Origin of the sequence: Nocardia altamirensis NBRC 108246 (assembly GCF_001612685.1) — a bacterium.
Lineage (GTDB): Bacteria > Actinomycetota > Actinomycetes > Mycobacteriales > Mycobacteriaceae > Nocardia > Nocardia altamirensis.
The window spans coordinates 1-23,646 of record NZ_BDAY01000074.1; the positions used below are offsets into that span (position 1 = coordinate 1).

Annotated in this window: 1 protein-coding gene; it reads right to left on the minus strand. The window is 66.2% G+C overall.

The annotated features are described in order from the left end of the window. Window positions 1-23,358 (minus strand): non-ribosomal peptide synthase/polyketide synthase (locus NA11_RS32875; RefSeq protein WP_141717962.1); only part of this gene is annotated, 23,358 nt, incomplete at its 3' end. Window positions 23,359-23,646: the final 288 nt, after the last annotated feature.

A 23,646-nucleotide genomic window follows, 5' to 3' on the forward strand; every position in this document is an offset into this window, starting at 1 on the left:
ATACACCGACAAGCCCGCGATAGCCCGACCGATCACCGAACCAGTCGCCGCGGCAACCGTTTCGACGTCAAGTACGCGATGCGTCACGTGCACGGTGGTCTCGGTGATGCCGTACATGTTCACCAGTCGCGGCCCGGTCGCGCCGGGCGAACCGTCGCCGTGGCGTGCCATCCAGTCGCCGAGGCGACGCAAATCCAGTGCCTCACCACCGAACACCACGTACCGCAACGCCAAAGGTGTTGCGACACCGGCACTCCGGTCGGCCTCGATCAGTTGGTAGAACGCCGACGGGGTCTGGTTGAGCACCGTCACCCGCTCGCGGTGCAGCAGCTCGAGGAACTGCTCGGGCGAACGCGACACGAAATAGTCCACCACCACCGAAGTGCCGCCGTAGAGCAGGGCGCCCCAAAGCTCCCAGACAGAGAAGTCGAAGGCGCTGGAGTGGAACAGCGTCCATACATCGTCGGGTCCGAAACCGAACTCGCGATCGGTGTTCGCGAACAACCGCACCACATTCCGGTGCGACACAACAACACCCTTCGGACGGCCGGTCGACCCCGAGGTGTAGATCACGTAAGCGGTATTCCCGGCACGCAGCGGCGCGAGCCGATCGGCATCGGTGATCGAGCCCTCGCCCGCGTCGACCAGATCACCGGTCTCCACACCGAAGCCGTCCATCGACACGACCGTCAAACCGTCGAGCAACTCGGTATCGGCGCTGCCGTCGACGATCACGCTCGACGGGGCGGCGTCCGAGAGCACGTAGGTGATGCGATCCGCCGGGTACGACGGGTCGATCGGCACATATCCCGCGCCGGACTTGACCACCGCAAGCAGTGCCACCACCAGATCCAGCGAGCGCGGCAGCAGCACCGCGACCAGCTGTCCCGGCCCCGCGCCCTTGGCGATCAGCTTGCGCGCCAACTGATTCGCCCGCTGATCGAGCTGCGCATAGGTCAAGCCGTCGTCGCCGAACCGCACCGCGACCCGGTCGCCGTGCGCCACCACCGCCGCATCGACCAGCGACGACAGCGTGGTGTTCGGCTCAGCGAACAGACCCGTGCCGCCTTCACTACCGGACGACACCCAGTGCTGCAACACATTCGAACGCTCAGTCGCACCGAGCACGTCGATGTCTCCGACGGGCGCGGTCGGCGCGGCGACCAACGCGGTCAGCACCCGGACCAGCCGATCGGCGATACGGGCCACGCTGTGCTCACCCACCGCGTCGGCTCCGCCTCCGGCCGTCCCCGAGTCCGCACCGAACAAGTCAGTCAGGTAGCTGGCCCGAATACGCAAACGCGAGTCCAGCGAAGCGATCAACGTCAGCGGATAGTGCGTGGCATCGGCGACCTCCAAGCCCGCGACCGCCATCCCGTCGATATCGGCCGCCTGCGCCCGGATCCCTTCGGCGTCAACCGGATACGACTCGAACACCATCAACGTGTCGAACAGACCACCGACACCGGTCGCGGTCTGGATCTCGGTCAACCCGATGTGATGATGGTCGAGCAGATCGGCCTGTTCACCCTGCAAGCGGGTAAGCAACGCACGCGCGGGCTCCGCGGGATCGAAGGCCACCCGCACCGGCACAGTGTTGATGAACAAACCGACCATGTTCTCCACACCGTTCAACTCGGCCGGACGGCCGGAAACGGTGGTACCGAACACAACGTCCTGCTGGCCGGTCGACCGGCCCAGCACCAGACCCCACGCCGCCTGCAGCACCGTATTCACGGTGACACCCAGCTCGGCGGCGAGCGCGGTGACGCCGCCGGTTACGGCCTCGTCGAGCTCGAACCGGTACTCGTCGGACAGCGTGGTGATCTCACGCCCGGTCTGAGGCCTAGCCAGCAGCGTCGGCTCCGAAACACCTTGCAGTGCAAGGGTCCACGCCTCTAGCGAGGCGGCACGATCCTGCTGCGCCACCCAGTCCAGGAAATACCGGAAGGACCGCACCGGCGCCAACCCCGCCGGATCGGCATTGGTCGCGTACAGCACCAGCAGATCCCGCATAAGCAACGGCATCGACCAGCCATCGAGCACGATGTGATGATTCGACACCACCAACGACCACTCGTGCTCGCCGACCTGGATCAGCGTGAACCGGATCAACGGCGGCGCGGTCAGATCGAACCGCCGCAAACGATCAGCCTCGACCAGATCATCCGCTTCACCGGTCGACCTGCGATCGAGCTCGACCCACGCCACCTCGACACCCTCGAGCACCAGCTGCACAGGGTTACCGTGCGCATCGGTCACGAACGCGGTACGCAGGTTGTCGTACCGATCGACCAACGCCTGCGCCGCAGAACGCAACCGGACCGGCGACACCCGCCCGGTCAAGGTGAGCACTGCCTGCGAGGTGTACACATCCACCGAGGACGCCGCCAACTGCGCATGGAAAAGCAGACCCGCCTGCAACGGCGACAACGACCATGCATCAGTGAGCGCGGGGAAGCGTCGCTCCCAGGTGTCGATATCGGCCTGCGTGCTGCGCACGAGCGGGAAGTCGGACGGTGTGTAACCACCCGCTTCCACCGTATCCGCATGCCGCGCAACCGCTTCCAGCGCCCGTACCCAGAGCGCGGCGAATTCGCGCACTCGTTCGGCATCGAGAAGTGTTGTGGGATAGGCGATCCTGGCGCTCAGTCGGCCGTCGGCCACACCCGCGTTGATGTCCAGCGGTGCCATCGCGGGCAGATCCGCATCGCTGACGCCCGCCAGGTCCGCGAGTTCCGGCGCGGGGAGCCAACCGAATCCACGCAGCGCCTCCGGCACCGCGCTCTCGGCGAATTGACCCAGGTAGTTGAAGCTGATCTGCCCTGGCATCTGGTCAGGCAACGACCCGGCGGTCTCCGCGTTCAGATACCGCAGCAGCCCGTAGCCGACACCCCGGTCGGGCACGGCAAGCAGTTGTTCCTTGACCGCCTTGATAGCACGGCCCATTTCAGTGCCGCCCGCCAGCGCGGCACCGAGGTCGATGCCCGCCAGATCGAACCGCACCGGGAAGATCGCGGTGAACCAGCCGACCGTGCGCGACAGATCGGCACCGGGCACCACCGCTTCTTCACGGCCGTGACCCTCCAACCGGATCAGCGTCGCGGAGCGACTCGTCGAGGGGTGGTGGTCGGGCGACGGGTGAGCCAGCGCGGAATCCTCGCGGATACCGAGCTGAGCACGCCAGGACGCGACCGCCACCGCCAAAGCGGTCAGCAGGCCATCGTTCACGCCGCCGTGGAACAGCGCGGGAACCGTGGTCAACAGGGACTGAGTGACCTCCGCCGACACCTCGACCCGCACGGTCTCGACCGTCGCCGCGACGTCGATGGTCGGGTCGAATGCCCGCGCAGACAGCAACGGGTCGGGCCCGTCGACCACGCCACGCCAGAACTCCAGGTCCCCTGCACGATCGAGAGCCGCCTGCTCGAGTGCGTGCGCCCAGGTGCGCATGCTCGTCACCGGCACTTCCAGCTGCGGGTGCTGCCCGGCAGTCAGCTGGCCCCACGCAGCGACGAAGTCCGGCACCAGCACACGCCAGGACACGCCATCCACCACCAGGTGATGCGCGACCACGATCAAGTACCCGGCCCTATCCGTGGCACCGGCTTCACTGTCCGCCGCGGTGACCGGGTTCAGCCACACGAACCGGATCACCACGCCCGCTTCCGGATCCAACCGATCCAGCGCGGCATCCAATGCCGCCGAAGCGATCTCGACCAGTTCAGCCTCGGACGCGGCGGCATCGAATTCGAGGTGATCGATCAGCGCGTCCACCTCGACCGTGCCCGGCGCCGCGGTCTCCACACGCCAGCCACCATCCGCATGCCCGCCGAGCGGGGCGGTCGGTGCGGACAGCCGCGCGCGCAGCATGTCGTGCCGATCGATGACGGCCGCGACCGTCGCTGCGATCCCCGCCCGATCGATACCGGCAGGCAGTCCCAGCGACACTGCCTGATGGAACCGGCGGTAGGAACCCGGGCGCGCCACCATGAAGCGCTCCACCGGAGTCAGCGGCCGGACACCGACGCCACCACCGGACAGTTCCTCCAGCACCGGCACCGAATCCGAATGTGCCGCCGCGGTTTCCGCGACAACAGCCAAGCCAGCGACGGTGCGCTGTTCGAACACGTCACGCGCCGAGAACAGCACACCACGCGCTTTCGCCCGCGACACCAGCTGAATCGAGACGATCGAATCACCGCCGAGGGCGAAGAACGAATCATCGACACCGACCCGCTCCGCCCCGAGAACCTCGGCGAACAGTTCGGCGATGAGATGCTCGATCGGATTACGCGGCGCGCGATAGGCCGTCTCGGTGGTGAACACCGGCTCCGGCAACGCACGACGATCCAGCTTGCCGTTGGCGTTCAACGGCAACGCATCCAACACCATCAGCACCGAAGGCACCATGTGCGACTGCAGACGACCCGCCAGATACGCACGCAGCGTCGCCACATCCACCACCTGCTCGGCGGCCGGGACGACATAGCCGACGAGCTGGTCGGTACCCGCGTGCGCGACCACGACGACAACAGCTTGCTTCACCGATTCGTGTGCGGTTAGCGCGGATTCGATCTCACCGAGCTCGATGCGCATACCACGCAGCTTCACCTGGAAGTCGGTACGACCCAGATAAGTGATCGCACCATCGAGACCGCGGCGCACCAAGTCGCCGGTGCGGTACATGCGCGCACCCTCATCACCGAACGGGGCAGCCACGAACCGGTCCGCGGTCAGATCAGCACGCCCGAGATAACCGCGTGCGAGCTGGTCACCGGCCAGATACAACTCACCAGCGACACCGATCGGCACCGGGTGCAACCGTGCATCCAGTACATACGCTTGCGCGTTCCAGACCGGCTTGCCGATCGGAACCGCACCGACCACACCTGCCGTGGGCGCGTGCGTGGCGTGCACGGTGAATTCCGTTGGCCCGTACAGGTTGTACAGCACGGCCGAGCTCACCCGGCCGAACGCGGCGGCCGTGTCGGAGGTGAACGCCTCACCGGCGACCAGCACGGCGCGCAGCGATGACAACGCCGCACCCTCGACCGCACCCGCGAACACCGCGAGCATCGACGGCACGAACGAGGTCATGGTGACCTGTTCCTCAGCGATCACCGTGGTCAGATACTGCGGATCACGATGCCCGTCCGGCGCGGCCACCACGACGCGGCCGCCGACGGTCAACGGGCCGAACAACTCCCACACCGACACGTCGAAGGTGACCGGGGTCTTGAACAGCACGATGTCGGCGGCGTCGATGCCGTATTCGCCGGTGATCCAGCGGATCTGGTTCACCACCGCCGAATGCGGCACCAGCACACCCTTCGGCCTACCGGTCGAGCCCGAGGTGAAAATCGCATACGCCGGGTGCGAAGGACGCAACGGCGCACGCCGATCCGCATCGGTCAACGGCGTCGCCGGGTACGCCGACACATCGAGCGTGTCCAGGACGAGCATGGACTCGCGCGGCGGCAGAGCGGCGCCCGCCGCCGAGGTGGTCAGCACACAGGCCGGATCCGCTGTCGCCAGCACGTATTCGATCCGTTCGGCGGGCTGTTCCAGATCCAGCGGCACATAGCCGCCGCCTGCCTCGAGGATCGCGTAGATCGCGACCAACAGGTCCAGCGACCTGGGAATGCCTACTGCGACAAGGACTTCCGGGCCGACACCCGCCTCGACCAGACGGTGCGCCAAACGGTGCACCTTCGCCGCGAAGTCCCGATACGTGAGCGTCACGGAGTGACTCGATGAGGGGTGGTGGTCGGGCGACGGGTAGGCCAGCGTCGGGCCTGCCTCCGGATCCACCACGGCGACCGCGTCCGGAGTGCGCGCCACCTGATCGGCGAACAACTCCACAACGGTGGCACCCGGGCCGAGCTCACGCCAGGACTCGTTCCAGCCCAACAGTTCGCGCGCCGTTTCTGCGGCATCGAGCAGCGGAATATCACCGACCGCGATGTCCACGTCGGCGGCGACAGCCGTCAGCACCCGAGTCCACTGCCGCAGCATCGCTTCGGCGGTGGACTCGTCGAACAGACCGGTGGCATAAGTCAAAGTCACCGCCATGCCCGCGGACCGGAAAGCGGCGCCCGGATCCTCGGCCGGGATTTCCGACAGCGTGAACTGCAGATCGAAGCGCGAGGTCGAGATCTCGACCTCCAGCTCCGAGACAGCAAGACCCGGCAGCTCCAGGGTGGCGCGGTCCAGGTTCTGGAACGCCAGCATCACCTGGAACAGAGGATTGCGCGCCTGCGAGCGCTCCGGCGCCAGCAACTCCACCAGCCGCTCGAACGGCACATCAGCATGACCGAACGCCTCGAGATCATCGTGCCGTGCACGCGCGAGCAGCGCACTGAACGACTCAGCGAGACTCAGTTCGGTACGCAGCACCAAAGTGTTGACGAACATGCCGACCAGCTCATCGAGCGCGGCCTCACCACGCCCCGCGACCGGTGTACCGACCGCGACATCGTCGGTGCCCGCCAGACGGCCGAGCAGCACCGCCAAAGCAGCGTGCGTCACCATGAACAACGACACGCCCTGTGCACGAGCAACGCCTTCGAGCGCGGCGATCAGATCCACCGGCAACGTGGTCGTCACCGTCGCGCCACGGTACGACGCGATCGCAGGCCGCGGCCGGTCGGTCGGCAACGTGAGTTCCTCGGGGCTGCCCGCCAGCTGCCGCTGCCAGTAGCCAACCTGCTTGGCCAGCAACGACTCCGGATCATCCTCGGCACCAAGCGTTTCGCGCTGCCACAGCGCGTAATCGGCGTACTGCACCGGCAGCGGCGCCCACTCCGGCGCCGCACCCTGGGTACGCGCGACGTAGGCGGTCATCACATCCCGGGCCAACGGACGCATCGAGAAACCGTCCGCGGCAATGTGATGCACGACGACGACCAGCACATGCTGCGTCGCGGAGCGATTCGATGAGGGGTGGCGGTCGGGCGACGGGCGGGCATCTTCTGCTTGCAGCTGGAACAGCCTGGCCCGAACCGGCACTCGTTCGGCCACATCGAAACCGGCGTCGACGAAGTCGGTCGCCGCGGCCAGCAGCTCGCCCTCCGAGATCGGATAGACGCCCAGCTCGACAGCGAGCTGCTCGGCCGGGACGACGACCTGCATCGGGGTGCCGCCGTGCTCCGGGTAGCGGGTACGCAGCGACTCGTGCCTGCGCACCACATCCACCATCGCCAATTCCAGTGCGGCAGTGTCGAGTTCGCCGGTCAACCGGATAGCCAGCGGCAAGTTGTAAGCAGAGGACGACTTGTCGAACTGGTTGAGGAACCACATACGCTGCTGCGCGAACGACAACGGCACCAACTCATCCGCCGACCGCACCCGCGCCACCAACCGCGCACGCGCACCCTGACCGGCATGCGACTCCAGCCGCGCGGCCAACGCCTCCACCGTCGAGGCGTCGAAGAGGACACGCACCCCGATCTGGGTGGACAGCGCCGAGCCGAGCCGAGCCACCACCTGCGTGGCGACCAGGGAGTTACCACCCAGCCCGAAGAAGTCGTCGTCCAGACCGACCTGTTCGACACCGAGCACGTCGGCGAAGATGCCTGCCACTACTTCTTCGGTCGGCGTCACCGGCGCGCGGAACCCGCGCACCTCGAACACCGGCTGCGGCAACGCTTTCCGATCCAGCTTGCCGGAGGCGTTGAGCGGGAACGCAGCCAAGGTCACGAAGGCCGACGGGACCATGTACCCGGGCAGCAGCGCCGCCAGCGTCACGCGCAGTGCGTCGGTGTCGATCTCCGCATCGGCGGCGACCAGGTAGGCGACCAGCTGCGCGCCGGTGCGCTCGTCCTCACGCACCACCACCACCGCTTGGGCGACCGACTCCTGGGCAATGAGCGCGGATTCGATGTCACCGAGTTCGATGCGCAGACCACGCAACTTCACCTGGAAGTCGGTGCGGCCCAAATACTCCAGCTCACCAGTGGCGCCCGAATCCTCGCCGACCGGAGCAAGCCAGCGGACCAGGTCACCGGTCCGATACATCCGCTCACCGTCGGCGAACGGGTTGGCCACGAACCGATCCGAAGTCAGCTCCGGCTGCCGCACGTAGCCGCGCGCCAACTGCGCACCGGCCAGGTACAACTCGCCGGGCACGCCTGGCGCGACCGGGTGCAGCCGCGCGTCGAGCACATACACCTGAGTGTTGAACACCGGACGACCGATCGGCACCACCACCGTGTCCGCATCGACGACCTCGTGGAAAGTCACATCCACCGCAGCCTCGGTCGGCCCGTACAGGTTGTGCAACAACGCACCGGTCAACTCACGCAACCGCTGCGCGGTCGGCGCGGGCAACGCCTCACCGGAGGCGAAAACATTACGCAGACTGACACATTCACCGACCCGCAGATCAGCAACGAACACCGCGAGCATCGACGGCACGAAATGCGCCGTCGTGACGCCCTCGTCCATGATCAACTGCGCCAGATAAGCCGGATCACGATGCCCATCCGGATTAGCGACCACCAGCCGCGCACCAACCTGCAACGGCCAGAAGAACTCCCACACCGACACATCGAAGGTAGCAGGCGTCTTCTGCAACACCACATCACCCGCCGTCAAACCGTACTGGGCATGCATCCACACCAACCGGTTAACGATCGCCGAATGCGACACCGCAACACCCTTGGGGCGCCCGGTCGAGCCGGAGGTGAAAATGACATACGCCGTGTTATCGGGATGCAGTGGCGCGAGCCGGTCCTCATCCGTCACCGGGGCATCGGAGAACGCGGAGACGTCCAGGGTGTCGATCTCCACCCGACGCACCGACTCCGGCAACACCAACCCGTCACCGGAGGTGGTCAACACACACACCGGTGCCGCAGTATCGAGAACGTGAGCGATGCGCTCGACCGGATGATCCGGATCGACCGGCACATACGCACCACCGGAAACCACCACCGCATACATCGCCACAACCAACTCAGTCGAACGCCGCATACCAAGCGCCACAAGCGATTCCGGACCAACACCTTCGGCGATCAACCACCGCGCAAGCCGCCGCGCCTGCACCGCGAACTCCGCATAGGACAGACTCGCCCCCTCGAAGGTGACCGCGACCGCATCCGGCGTCCGCTCCACCTGCGCCTCGAACAGCGACACCAACGTCGCCGGATCAATCATGTACTCAGTGGCGTTCCACCGGCGCAGCACCAGCGTCCGCTCGTCGTCCTCGAGCAGATCGATATCGCCGATCGCGATATCGGCATCGGCGGCCATGACCGCCAGCACCCGATCGAAGCGCCTGGCGAAATCGGCGATAGTGGACCGGTCGAACAGATCCTCCGAATAGGAGAACGCAGCCGACATCCCCGCGGGTTCACCCGCGGCGTCCATCGTTTCCTGCACCATCAGCTGCAGATCGAACTTCGCCAGACCGGCGTCGTATTCCACGCCACGCGCTGTGAGCCCTGGCAGCTCCAGGCTGGTCTGCTGCAGGTTCTGGAACGACAGCATCACCTGGAACAGCGGGTGCCGCGCCTGCGAGCGCGCCGGGTTGAGCACCTCGACGAGGCGTTCGAACGGCACATCGGCGTGCGCGAACGCCTGCAGATCGGTATCACGAACTCCGGCAAGCAGATCCGCGATGGTGTGCTCGCCACGGACCTGGGTGCGCAGCACCAAAGTGTTGACGAACATGCCAACCAGATCATCGAGCGCGGCCGCACCACGCCCCGCCACCGGCGTGCCGATCGCGACGTCGTCGGTACCCGACAACCGCCCGAGCAACACCGCGAGCGCGCTGTGCACGACCATGAACAACGACGCGTTGTGCGCACGACCGACCTCGACAAGGCGACGCTGGGTGTCGGCCGAGATCGTGAACGGGTAGGTGCCGCCGCGGTAGCTGGCCACCGCCGGACGCCGCCGGTCCGACGGCAATGCCAGCTCTTCGGGCAGCTCCGCCAATTGCCCGGCCCAGTACCGGATCTGGCTCGAGATCAGCGACTCCGGGTCGTCTTCCGCACCCAACACCGCGCGCTGCCAGAGCGCGTAGTCGGCGTACTGCACGGCCAACGGCTGCCAGCCGGGTTCGCCGCCCGCGACGCGGGCGGTGTAGGCGACCATCACGTCCCTGGTCAGCGGTCCCATCGAGAAACCGTCGGCACTGATGTGATGCGCAACCAGCGCGAGCACATGCTCGGTGGGGCTGAGCTCGAACAGCTCGACCCGCAACGGCACCTCGGTGGTGACGTCGAAGGCGGACAGCACCAGCTCGATAAGGTGTTGCGGCAGTTCGCTTTCGGAGACAACAGTCGCCGTCAGCTCGCGGGTGCCGTGGCCGATGGGCGCGATCTCCTGATACGGCTGCCCGTCCAGCTCGGGGTAAAGGGTGCGCAGTGATTCGTGCCGGTCGATGACATCGCGGACCGCGATCTGCAACGCGGCCACATCCAGCTCACCCGAGAGCCGGATAGCGACCGGAATGTTGTTGACCGCGGATTCGGCGTCGGCACTACCGGCGGAGAACCGGTTGAGGAACCACATCCGCTGCTGCGCCAACGACAACGGCACCCGCGCGGGACGCTCCTGCGCCACCAGCTCGCGGCGCGCTCCGTCGCCGACATGGGATTCGACCCGAGCCGCGAGTCCGGCCACCGTCGACGCCTCGAACAGCAGTCGCACCGGCACCGAGGTGTCCAGCGCGCTACCCAACCGCGACGCCACCTGAGTGGCGATCAGCGAGTTGCCGCCGAGGGTGAAGAAATCATCATCCACGCCAACACGTTCGACGCCGAGTACCTCGCTGAAGACCTGAGCGACGATCTCTTCGATCGGTGTCGAGGGTGCACGGAACTGCCGCACCTCGAACACCGGCGCAGGCAACGCACGACGATCCAACTTGCCCGTCGGTGTCAACGGAACCTGATCGATCACGATGATCGAGGACGGCACCATGTAGTTGGGCAGACGTCGGCCCAGGTCCCCGGACAATTCCGCGATATCAACCGAATGTCCTGGCACGAGAACCACATACGACACCAGCATCGTCACACCGGTGCTGCCGGCGTGACCAACGGTCACCGCGAAGTCCACGCTCGGATGCGTGGTCAGCGCCGCGTCGATCTCACCGAGTTCGATGCGGAAACCACGCACCTTCACCTGGAAGTCCGAACGGCCCACATATTCGACCGCACCAGAAGCGGTCCAGCGCACCACGTCACCAGTGCGATACATCCGCACGCCATCGGCGAACGGATTCGCCACGAACCGATCAGCGGTCAAACCGGCACGGTCGAGGTAACCGCGCGCCAACTGAATGCCCGACACATACAGCTCACCCGCAACGCCCACCGGCACCGGCTGCAACCGCGCATCCAGCACCAATGCCTGCATACCGCGAACCGGACCACCCACGGTCACCCGATCACCCGGCGACAACGCATCACTGATATTGCTGGCGATGGTCGACTCGGTCGGACCGTACGCATTGAAGAACTGTCGACGACCCGCGCTCGCCGGATCACCGACGGCAGCGAACTTCGCGATCAAATCAGCCGAAACCGCTTCACCACCGGCGATCACGACCTGCAAACCGGCCAACGCCGCCGGGTCCATCGACGCAAGCACCGACGGCGTCAACATCACGTGCGTGACCCGCTCGCCGCGGATCAAATCGGCCAGCTCAGCACCGCCGTACATCCCCGGCGGCACAACGACCAGCGCGCCGCCACCACCGACCGCGAGCAGGAACTCCAGAATCGAGGCATCGAAGCTCGGCGAAGCGAAATGCAGTGCTCGAGTAGCACTATCGAGCCCATACCGCTCATTCTGCTCAGCCCGGAAATTCGCCAGACCGGCATGCGTGAGCACCACGCCCTTCGGCCGACCTGTCGTACCCGAGGTGTAGATCACGTAGGCCGGATGCTGTGGCAGCAACGCGCGCAGGCGCGCCGAATCCGTCACCGCCGCATCGGAATACCCGTCCAGATCCAGCTCGTCGAGCACCAGCCAGTCCACCGAATCCGGCAACTCGGCCCGCACCGCAGACACTGTCACACCGACCCGAGCACCCGAATCGGCAAGCATGTATTCGATGCGATCACTAGGCAGATCCGCGGCAATCGGCAAGAACGCCGCGCCCGACTTCGAGATCGCCCACGTTGCCAGGTACGACAACTCCGACCGCGGCACCGTCAACGCAACAATGTCCTCAGCACCGACACCGCGCTCGATCAGCAACCGCGCCAAACGATTCGAGCGAGAATCCACCTCGCCATAGGACAGACTTGTCCCCTCGAACACCACCGCAGGCGCGAGCGGATCACCGGAAGCGACCTCCGCCAACAACTCCGGCAACGTCCGCGCAGGCTCCGCAGCGGGTCCACTACGCGCAATCAATTCCGCGCGTTCATCCCCGCTCAGAATATCGATGGCGCCCACCGCCACCGACGCGTCGTCGGCGACGGTCTCGAGGACGCGCACCCACCGCTCGGCAATACCGGCAACGGTCGACTCGTCGAACAGATCCGTGGCGTAGGTCAGGTCCAAAGTCCAACCGCCGCTGGCGGCTTCGAGCAGGGTGAACTGCAGATCGAACTTCGCCAGCGCGACGTCGAGCTCCTCGGCGCGTACCGCAAGACCGTCCAGCTCCAGGGTGGGCATTTCCATGTTCTGCACTGCGAGCACCACCTGGAACAACGGATGCCGCGCCTGCGAACGAGCCGGATTCAACACCTCCACCAGCCGCTCGAACGGCACATCCGCGTGTCCGAACGCCGCGAGATCCGTCCCCCGCACCCGACCGAGGAACTCGGCGAACGACTCGTCGCCCGCGATCCGCGACCGCAGCACCAACGTGTTGGCGAACATGCCGACCAGATCATCGAGCGCCTGCATGCCACGACCCGCCACCGGGGTACCGATCGCCACATCATCGGAGCCGGACAATTGCGCCAACAACACGGCCAACGCGCCATGCAGCACCATGAACACCGACGCATTGTGCTGACGGCTCAACACGACCAGACGTTGCTGAATGTCAGCAGAGATTTCCGCCGTCAATCGACCGCCGCGGGAACTCGCCACCGGCGGCCGCACCCGATCCACCGGCAACACCAATTCATCGGGCACATCCGCCAATTCGTTGGCCCAATAGCGAATCTGCTGAGCGATCAACGACTCCGGATCGTCCTCCGAGCCCAACACCTCGCGCTGCCACACCGCGTAATCGGCGTACTGCACCGGCAGCGGCGCCCAGCCCGGCGCCGCGCCCTTGGTGCGCGCGGTGTAGGCGAGCATGACGTCGCGGGCCAGCGGCGCCAAAGACCAACCGTCAGCGGCGATATGGTGCACCACCAGGGCAAGCACGTGCTCCGACGGGCTGAGCTGGAACAGCCGTGCATGCACCGGCGCCTCGGTGGCGACATCGAAGCCGGTGGCCGCCAACGTGATCAGCTGCCCCATCAGGGTGGCTTCGGTGACCTGCAGCACGTCCAGATCCGGCACGACCCCGGTCGCGTCGAGCACAACCTGCGCGGGCTCGGCGTCGGTATCGGGGAAGACGGTACGCAGCGACTCGTGTCGCTCGATCACGTCACCGATGGCGGCCTGCAGCGCGGCGACGTCCAGGTCACCGGTCAACCGGATACCGACCGGCAAGTTGTAGATCGCCGAGTCGGTGTCCAGGCGGTTGAGGATCCACATGCGTCGTTGCGCGAACGACAGCGGTATCTGCTCGCCTGCCGCCCGCGGCCGCGCCACCAACCGGGCACGCGCGCCATGACCGATGTGCGATGCCAGCCGCGCGGCCAACGTCTCCACCGTCGAGGCATCGAACAGCGCCCGCACCGACACATCCACGTCCAACGCCGCACCCAACCGTGCGGTCACTCGCGTCGCGATCAACGAGTTGCCGCCGAGGGCGAAGAAATCGTCGTCCAGGCCGACCCGGTCCACACCGAGCACGTCGGCGAAGACGCCTGCCACCACTTCCTCGGTCGGCGTCGTCGGCGCGCGGAACGCGCGCACCTCGAACACCGGCGCAGGCAACGCCTTTCGATCCAACTTGCCGGACGTGTTGAGCGGGAACTCCGCCAACACCACCATCGCCGCGGGCACCATGTACGCCGGCAACCGCTCGCCGCCGAACCGCACCAGCTCCACCGAATCAACCGACAACCCAGGCGCGGCAACCACATACGCCACCAGCTGCTGACCGGTCGCGGTATCGACCACCAGCACCGCCGCCTGCGACACCGCAGGATGCGCGAGCAGCACGGTCTCGATCTCACCGAGCTCGATCCGCTGACCACGGAACTTCACCTGGAAATCGGTACGTCCGATGTACTCCAGCACCCCGGAAGCGTGCCAACGCACCAGATCACCGGTCCGATACATCCGCTCGCCCTCAGCACCGAACGGATTGGCGACAAACCGGTCGGACGTCAGATCCGGCCGACCGCGGTACTCGCGGGCCAACTGCCGCCCGGCCAGATACAGCTCGCCGTGCACACCCACCGGCACCGGCCGCAGCCGCGCGTCCAGCACGTACATTTCGACGTTCCACTCCGGCACGCCGATCGGCACCGTCACCGTGTCGGCGGCGGTCACCTCCCACGAGGACACCGACACCGCAGCCTCGGTCGGACCGTACAGGTTGTGCAGACCCGCCGAGCTGATGGCGCGGAATCCGGCGGCGGTCTCCGGAGGCAACGCCTCGCCGATCACGAATACCGCACGCAGCGAGGCACATTGCGCCGCGGTCACGTGCGCGGCGAACACCGTCAGCATCGACGGCACGAAGTCGGTGACGGTCACGCCGTGGCGCTCGATCATCTCCGCCACATACAACGGATCCCGATGCCCGTCGGGCGCGGCGATGACCAGTTTCGCGCCGACCATCAGCGGCAGGAAGTAGCCCCACAGCGACACGTCGAAGGTCGTCGCGGTCTTCTGCAGATACACGTCATCCGAGGCCAACCAGTACTCGTCGAGCATCCACAGCTGCTGATTCACGATCGCGTGGTGGGTCACCGCGACGCCCTTGGGCCTGCCCGTCGAGCCGGAGGTGTAGATGACGTACGCCGTGTTCTCCGGCCGCAGCAGCGACAACCGATCCGCGTCGGTCACCGGAGCATCGGAGAAGTCGGACACGTCCACGGTGTCGATCGCCACCCGGCGCACCGTCTCCGGCAACGCCAGCGCATCACCGGACGTGGTCAGCACGCACACCGGCGCCGCGGACTCCAGGATGTAGGCGGTGCGCTCGGCCGGATGATCCGGATCGAGCGGCACATACGCGCCACCGGCCTTCAGCACCGCGTGCATGCCGATCACCAACTCCAGCGACCGCCGCATACCCAGCGCGACAAGCGATTCCGGACCGACACCGTCCGCGATCAAGAACCGCGCCAGCTGGTTGACTCGCGCACCGAACTCCGCATACGTGAGTTCCGCGCCCTCGAAATCGAGCGCGACATTGTTCGGCGACAACGGAATCTGCGCATCAAGCAGCGCGGGCAGGGTCGCGGGCGCGAGCTTGTACCCGGTGGCATTCCACCGGCGCAGCACCAGCGTCCGCTCGTCGTCCTCGAGCAGATCAATATCGCCGATCGCGATATCGGCATCGGCGGCCACGGCCGCCAGCACTCGATCGAAGCGTCGTGCGAAACCAGCAATCGTGGACCGGTCGAACAGATCCTCCGAATAGGAGAACGCCGCCGACATTCCCGCGGGCGCACCCGCAGCATCCGACACTTCCTGCATCGTCAATTGCAGATCGAACTTCGCCAGACCTGGCTCGTAATCCAGACCCCGGACCGTCAACCCGGGCAGTTCGAAGGTGCTGTCCGGCAAATTCTGGAACGCCAACATCACCTGGAACAACGGGTGCCGGGCCTGCGAGCGCGCCGGGTTGAGCACCTCGACCAAACGCTCGAACGGCACATCGGCGTGCGCGAACGCATGCAAGTCGGTATCCCGAACTCCGGCAAGCAGTTCGGCGATGGTGCGCGCACCACTGACGTTCGTGCGCAGCACCAAAGTGTTGACGAACATGCCGACCAGATCGTCGAGCGCCGCCTCACCACGCCCGGCGGCAGGCGTGCCGATCGCGATGTCGTCGGCGCCGGACAACCGCGCGAGCAATATCGCCAGCGCGCTGTGCATGACCATGAACAACGACGCATTGTGCTTGCGACCGATCTCGACCAGGCCGCGCTGGGTCTCGGCCGAGATCACGAACGGATAGCTACCACCGCGGTAGCTGGCCACCGCGGGACGCCGCCGGTCCGACGGCAACGCCAGCTCGTCGGGCAGCTCGGCCAATTGTCCGGTCCAGTACCGGATCTGGCTCGAGATCAACGACTCCGGATCGTCCTCCGAACCCAGCACCTCACGCTGCCACAACGCGTAATCCGCGTACTGCACCGGCAGTTCGGTCCACGCCGGGTATTCCCAGTGTGCGCGCGCGGCGTACGCGACCATGATGTCGCGGGCCAGTGGCGTCATGGACCAGCCGTCGGCACTGATGTGGTGCACCACCATGCCGAGCACGTATTCGGATTCGTTGATCTCGAACAGTCGCGCGTGCAAGGGCACCTCGACGGTGACGTCGAAGGCCAGGGACGCCAGCTCGATCAAATGCTCGAGCAAGGTGGTTTCGGTGACCGGGACGGGTGTCAGGTCCGGAACGATCTGTGCCGCATCCAGAATCACCTGCACCGGTCCGCTTGTGGTGTCCGGGAATACCGTGCGCAGCGATTCGTGGCGGTCGATCACATCGATGACAGCAATCTGCAACGCCGCCACATCCAGCTCACCCGAGAGCCGGATAGCGACCGGGATGTTGTTGACCGCGGACTCGGCGTCGGCACTACCGGCGGAGAACCGGTTGAGGAACCACATCCGCTGCTGCGCCAACGACAACGGCACCCGCTCCGGCCGCGCACGCGCCACCAATTCCGGCCGCGCCCCATCCCCCGCATGCGACTCGATCCGCGTCGCCAACGCCACCACCGTCGACGCATCGAACACCATCCGCACCGGCACCCGCGTATCCAACGCAGTACCCAACCGCGACGCCACCTGGGTAGCAATCAGCGAGTTGCCACCGAGAGTGAAGAAATCATCATCCGCGCCAACACGTTCGACGCCGAGAACCTCGCCGAAGACCTGCGCGACGATCTCTTCGATCGGCGTCGAGGGCGCACGGAACTGCCGCACCTCGAACACCGGCGCAGGCAACGCCCGACGATCCAACTTCCCCGTCGCCGTCAACGGCACCTGATCAATCACCACCACCGACGACGGCACCATATAACTCGGCAAACGCCGAGCCAACGCTGCGGTCAATTCGGCAACGTCAACGGACCACCCCGGCACCCCCACCACATACGACACCAAGACCGTCCCACCGGCAGGCCCCGTATGTCCCACTGTGACAGCGAAATCCACACTCTCATCCGCAGTCAGCGCCGCATCGATCTCGCCGAGTTCGATGCGGAAACCGCGCACCTTCACCTGGAAATCGGAACGACCGACATACTCGACCGCACCATCAGCAGCCCAGCGCACCACGTCGCCGGTGCGATACATCCGCTCGTCGACCGCAAACGGGTTGGCCACGAACCGCTCAGCGGTCAAACCAGCCCGCGCATGATAACCACGCGCCAGCTGAATACCCGACACATACAACTCACCAGCGACACCCACCGGCACCGGACGCAACCGCGAATCCAACACCAGCGCTTGCATACCCCGGATCGGACCACCGATGGTCACCCGATCACCCGGCCGCAAAGCACGGCTTATGTTGCTGGCAATAGTCGCCTCGGTCGGACCATACGCATTGAAGAATCGACGCCCACCCGCCGAGAACTTCGCAAGCAGATCAGCCGAAACCGCCTCGCCGCCAGCGATGACCACCCGCAAGCCCGCCAACGCCGCCGGATCCATCGACGCCAACACCGACGGCGTCAACATCGCATGTGTCACCCGCTCGGCACGAATCAGATCAGCAAGCTCCGCACCGCCATAAACCCCCGGCGGCACCACAACCAGCGCGCCGCCCCCGCCGACCGCGAGCAGGAACTCCAATATCGACGCATCGAAACTGGGCGAGGCGAAATGCAGTGCCCGAGTAGAACTGTCGAGCCCGTACCGCTCATTCTGCTCAACCCGAAAATTCGCCAGACCAGCGTGGGTCAGTACCACACCCTTCGGCTGCCCTGTGGTGCCGGACGTGTAGATCACATACACCGGATGCTCCGCCGACAACGGCCGCACACGATCCGAATCCGTCACTACCGCATCGGAATACGAGCCCAGATCCAGCTCGTCGAGCACCAGCCAATCCACCGAATCCGGCAACTGACCGCGTACCGCCGACACCGTCACACCGACCCGCGCACCCGAATCGGACAGCATGTACTCGATGCGATCGCTAGGCAGATCCGCGGCAATCGGCAAGAACGCCGCACCCGACTTCGACACACCCCACGTCGCCAAATACGACAACTCCGACCGCGGCACCGTCAACGCGACAATGTCCTCAGCACCGACACCGCGTTCGATCAGCAACCGCGCCAAACGATTAGAGCGAGAATCCACCTCGCCGTAAGACAGACTTCTCCCCTCGAACACCACCGCAGGCGCGAGCGGAGCGCCAGAAGCGACCTCCGCCAACAACTCCGGCAACGTCCGCGCAGGCGCAGCGAACAGCCCGACGCGCGTGATCAGGTCGGCGTAATCGTCGGCGTCGAGGATGCCGATATCGTCCACCGGGATAGCGGCATCGGCGGCGACCGTCTCCAAGACCCGCAGCCAGCGCCGCATGATCTGTGTCGCGGTCGTTTCGTCGAACAGATCGGTGGCGTAGGTCAGCGTGAGCGACATTCCGCCTGCGGCCGAGTCGACAGCGGGATTCTCCGATACCGCGAACTGCAGATCGAATTGCGCGACATCGACAGGCAATTCCTCGGCGCGGACCGTCAGACCGTCCAACTCGACGGTCACCCGGTCGAAGTCCTGCACCGACAGCATCACCTGGAACAGCGGATGCCTGGACTGCGACCGGCGCGGGTTGAGCACCTCGACGAGCCGCTCGAACGGCACCTGCGCATGCGCGAACGACGACAGGTCGGATTCCCTTGTGCTGGAAAGGAATTCAGCGAACGACTCGGTCCCGTCGACCTGCGTCCGGAGCACAAGCGTGTTGACGAACATGCCGATCAGATCGTCCAGCGCCGCCTCGCCGCGACCCGCTACGGTGGCGCCCACCGCGATATCGGTGGTACCCGACAACCGGGCCAGCAACACCGCGAGCGCACTGTGCAGCACCATGAACACCGACGCACCCTGGGCCCGGCACACACCGAGCAGGCTGGCATGCAGGTCTGCCGGAATCTCGCCGAAGACCCGCCCGCCCTGGAAGCTCTGCACCGGCGGCCGCGGCCGGTCGGTGGGCAGCTCGAGCTGGTCGGGCAGCTCCGCCAGCGCCGAACGCCAGTACGCGATCTCACGGGCAGCGGTCGACTCGGGATCCTGCTCGGACCCGAGCAGCTCACGCTGCCACAGCGTGTAGTCCCGGTACTGCACCGGTAGCGGTGTCCAACTCGGTTCCTGCCCAACGGCCCTGACCAGGTATGCCTGCGCCATGTCCCTGGCCAGCGGCCCGAAGGAGAATCCGTCGACGGCGATATGGTGCAGCACAACCGCGACCACAAGCTCCTGGCCACCGGTGATCTCCCAGAGCCGGACCCGGATCGGTACCTCGCGAGTCACGTCGAAGCCGTTGCGCGCGAAATCCAGCAACTGGCCGGGCAGCTCGGCTTCGTCGGTACGGCGGACCTCGATGCCGAGATCGATCTCCGACATCGGCAGCACATGCTGATAGCCGCCCCCGCCGGACTGGGGGAAGATCGTACGCAGCGATTCCTGCCGCTCGAGCACGTCGGCGAGGGCCACACCGAACGCATCGATATCGGCCTCGCCGCGCACCCGGACCGCGAAGGGGACGTTGTAGGCAGGCGTGGTCGGATCGAACTGGTTGAGGAACCACATGCGCTGTTGTGCCGGTGACAGCGGAACCTGTTCCGGCAGTTCCCGAGCCACCAGCGGCGTCGCTGCGGCCGGCGCGGCCGTCGCGAGCCGCGCGGCGATACCCGCCACGGTCGGCGCCTCGAACAGCACGCGCACGCCGAGCCGGACGCCGAACGCTGCGGACACCCGCGCCATCACCTGCGTGGCGACCAGGGAGTTGCCACCGAGCTCGAAGAAGTTGTCGTCGATACCGACCAGATCCTGGGACAGCACCTCGGCGAACACGCCTGCGACGATCTCCTCGGAGTTGTCGCGGGGTGGCCGATAGTCGGCGGTCCTGGCCGTGAACACCGGTTGCGGCAGCGCCTGGCGATCCAGTTTTCCGGATGCGTTGAGCGGGAAGGTATCCAGCACCATGATCGAGGCAGGCACCATGTAGGCCGACAGCTGCGTACCGGCGTATCGGGTCGTCTCCACCGGATCGACCACGGATCCCGGCGCGGGCACGACGTAGGCGACCAGTTGCTGCCCGGTGGCGGTGTCGGCGACGAGCACCACGGCTTGACCGATCGCCGGGTGGGCGAGGAGCACGGATTCGATCTCACCGAGTTCGATGCGCTGGCCGCGGAACTTGACCTGGAAGTCGGTGCGGCCCACGTATTCCAGCACGCCGACCGGCTCGGTGCCGACCGGCTGCGATCCGGCACTCGGGTGCGGTGCGGCACCGGAGGGGCGCTCGACCCAGCGAACGAGGTCACCGGTGCGATACATGCGCTGCCCCGGCCGAAATGGGTTGGCGACGAACCGATCCGAGGTCAGATCGGGGCGAGCGTAGTAGCTGCGGGCCAATTGCCGTCCGCCCAGATACAACTCGCCCTCGGCGCCGATCGCGACCGGACGCAGCCGCGAATCCAGCACGTAGACTTCGACATTCCATTCCGGCACGCCGATCGGCATACTGGCCGTGTCGATGTCGGTGTCGGTGACCTCCCAGTAGGTCACCGACACCGCGGCCTCGGTTGGGCCGTACAAGTTGTGCAGCTCGGCGCCGGTGCGGGTCCGGAAGGCGGCGACGGTCTGCGGCGGCAAGGCCTCACCGATCACGAAAACCGCACGCAGCGTGGCACACTGCTCGGTCGTCGCCTGCGCGGCGAACACGGTGAGCATCGACGGCACGAAGTCGGTGACGGTGACCGAGTTGCGCTGCATCACCTCCGCGACATACAGCGGGTCACGATGCCCGTCCTGACTGGCCAGCACCAGTTTGCCGCCAACGAGCAGCGGCAGGTAGTAGCCCCACACCGACAGGTCGAAGGTGGCCGCCGACTTCTGCAGGTAGACGTCGTCAGCGGTGAACCGGTACTCGTTCAGCATCCACAGTTGCTGGTTGACGACGGCGTGGTGGGTGACCGCCACACCCTTCGGCCGACCGGTGGAACCGGAGGTGAAGATGACGTAGGCGGTGTTCGACGGCCGCAGCGGCGCACGCCGATCCGCATCGGTCACCGGCGCATCGGAGTACGACGACAGATCAATGCCATCGAGGTCGTCGCGCCGCATCGCCTCCGGCAACTCCAGTTGGTACTCGGCCAGGCTGAGCACCAGCACCGGTGTGCCGGTTTCCAGCACGTACGCGTTGCGCTCGGCAGGATGGTCCGGGTCGATCGGCACGTAAGCGCCACCGGCGCGCAAGATCGCCTGCATAGCGACGACGAGCTCGAGCGATCGCGGGATAGCCAGTCCGACAAGCGATTCCGGTCCGACGCCGGCGGCGATCAAGTGGCGGGCAAGACGATTGGCGCTGGCGCCGAGTTCGGCGTAGGTGAGGGTGTCGCCCTCGAAGTCGACGGCGATCCGGTTCGCGGCAGCGTCGACCTGGCCGTCGAGCAGTGCGGTCAGCGTGACGTCGGGCACCTCGTGCGCAGTGTCGTTCCACCGCACCAGAGTTCGGTCGAACTCGTCCCCGGTGGTGATCGGCAGCGCCCACGCGGGTTGCGCACCGTCGGCGGCCAGGAACCGGTCGAAGAATTCCAGGAAGCGCGCGTGGTGGCGGCGGGTCTCGTCGTCGGTGTAGTTGTCCGGGTTGGTCTGCAGATCGATGTGGGTACGCGCACCGCCCTGCGAGCGGTAGAAGTTGATCGCCAGATCGGCGACCGCGCCCGTCGCCAGCACATGCATGTGGCCGGTAGCCGGTCCGAGCACGACCTCGTCGTGGAACAGCATGATGTTGACCAGCGGTCCGAAGAATCCCGCGTCGATGTGGGCCGTTCCGGATTCGCCTGCCGCGACCCGGCGAATATCCTCGTGCCGGTACCGCTGATGGCGCAGCGCGCCGGACACCGCGACGGTGACCTGCTTCAGCAACTCGGCGACGCTCGTCTCGGGACGCACTGTCAGCCGCAGCGGCACGATGTTGGAGGCCACACCGCCTGCTCGGCGCATCCCCACCGTGGTGCGGGCCGTCACTGGCAGGCTGAGGGTCACATCCTCGTTGCCGGTCCACTGCGCCAGGTAGGCCGCGGTTGCCGCGATCAGCAGCGCCGCCGGCGTCGAATCATGCCTGGCACCTGCCGTTTCCAGCAGTTCGTCCTGGTCCGGCGACAGCGCCGCGTTGCATGTCTGCAGGAGCAGCCCGGCCGACACGGACCGGGTGGACAGGCTGTTGCCCGACCCTTCGAGTCCGGCGATCTGCGCCATCCAATATTGCTCGTCGGTCTGGAACCGCCGGCTCTCGCGGTAGTCGATTTCGGCCTGCACCAGTTCGGGCAGGCCCGCAGGCTGGAACGCTGGCGCCTCGGTACCGGTGATCGCTGCGGTGTACAGCTCGCTGATGCGTTTGACGAAGGTGCCCGCACTGAATCCGTCGAGGACGATGTGGTGCGCGCGCAGGTACCAGAACCAGCGGTCCGGTGCCAGCTGCAGGGTGGCGATCCTGATCAAACGGTCGGTCAACAGGTCGAGCGGGCGGCCGTACTCGGCCCGCATCCACGCCTGGGCCGCCGCCTCGGGGTCGGCCTCGTCGCGCAGATCGAGGTAGAACACGTCGTCACTGTCGGGGATGGTCTGGTCGATGTACTGCATCGGCTCACCGTCCCGCTCGGTGATGGCCAGGAAGCCCGAGCCCAGCTCGTGCGACGCATCGATGCACGCCTGGCGCAGCGCCTTGCGATCCAGATCGCCGCGCAGTTCGACGTACTGGGCGATGTTGATCGGCGTCCGCGGGTCCAGGTGCTGGGCGTACCAGATGCCGAGCTGCGCCGGCGACAGCGGGAAGAGAGCTTCCGCCGAACGCGGCGCATCGACCGCGCTCTCCCGCTTGCCGTTACCCTCGAAATCCACCCGATCCACCCTTACCCTCACATCTGCAGCGCTCAGTGAGCGCAGTCAACGGTTGTTGCCAGTATTCGGACGCGCGGCGCACGTCGACATATGTGTCAACATAAGTTCAGCTCGCGGTTCAGCACGGTCGCCAGCGAGGCGGCCCCCTCCGCACCGACGTATTCGTCGATGTATGGCTTGGTGAACACTTCGGGAATCCCACAGCCGCAATCCGAAGGGGAACCTGCCTCGGCACGCCTGCGCGGCGAGACCGCCTGCGATGCGGCGTCGAGGCCCAGCTCGCCCCCA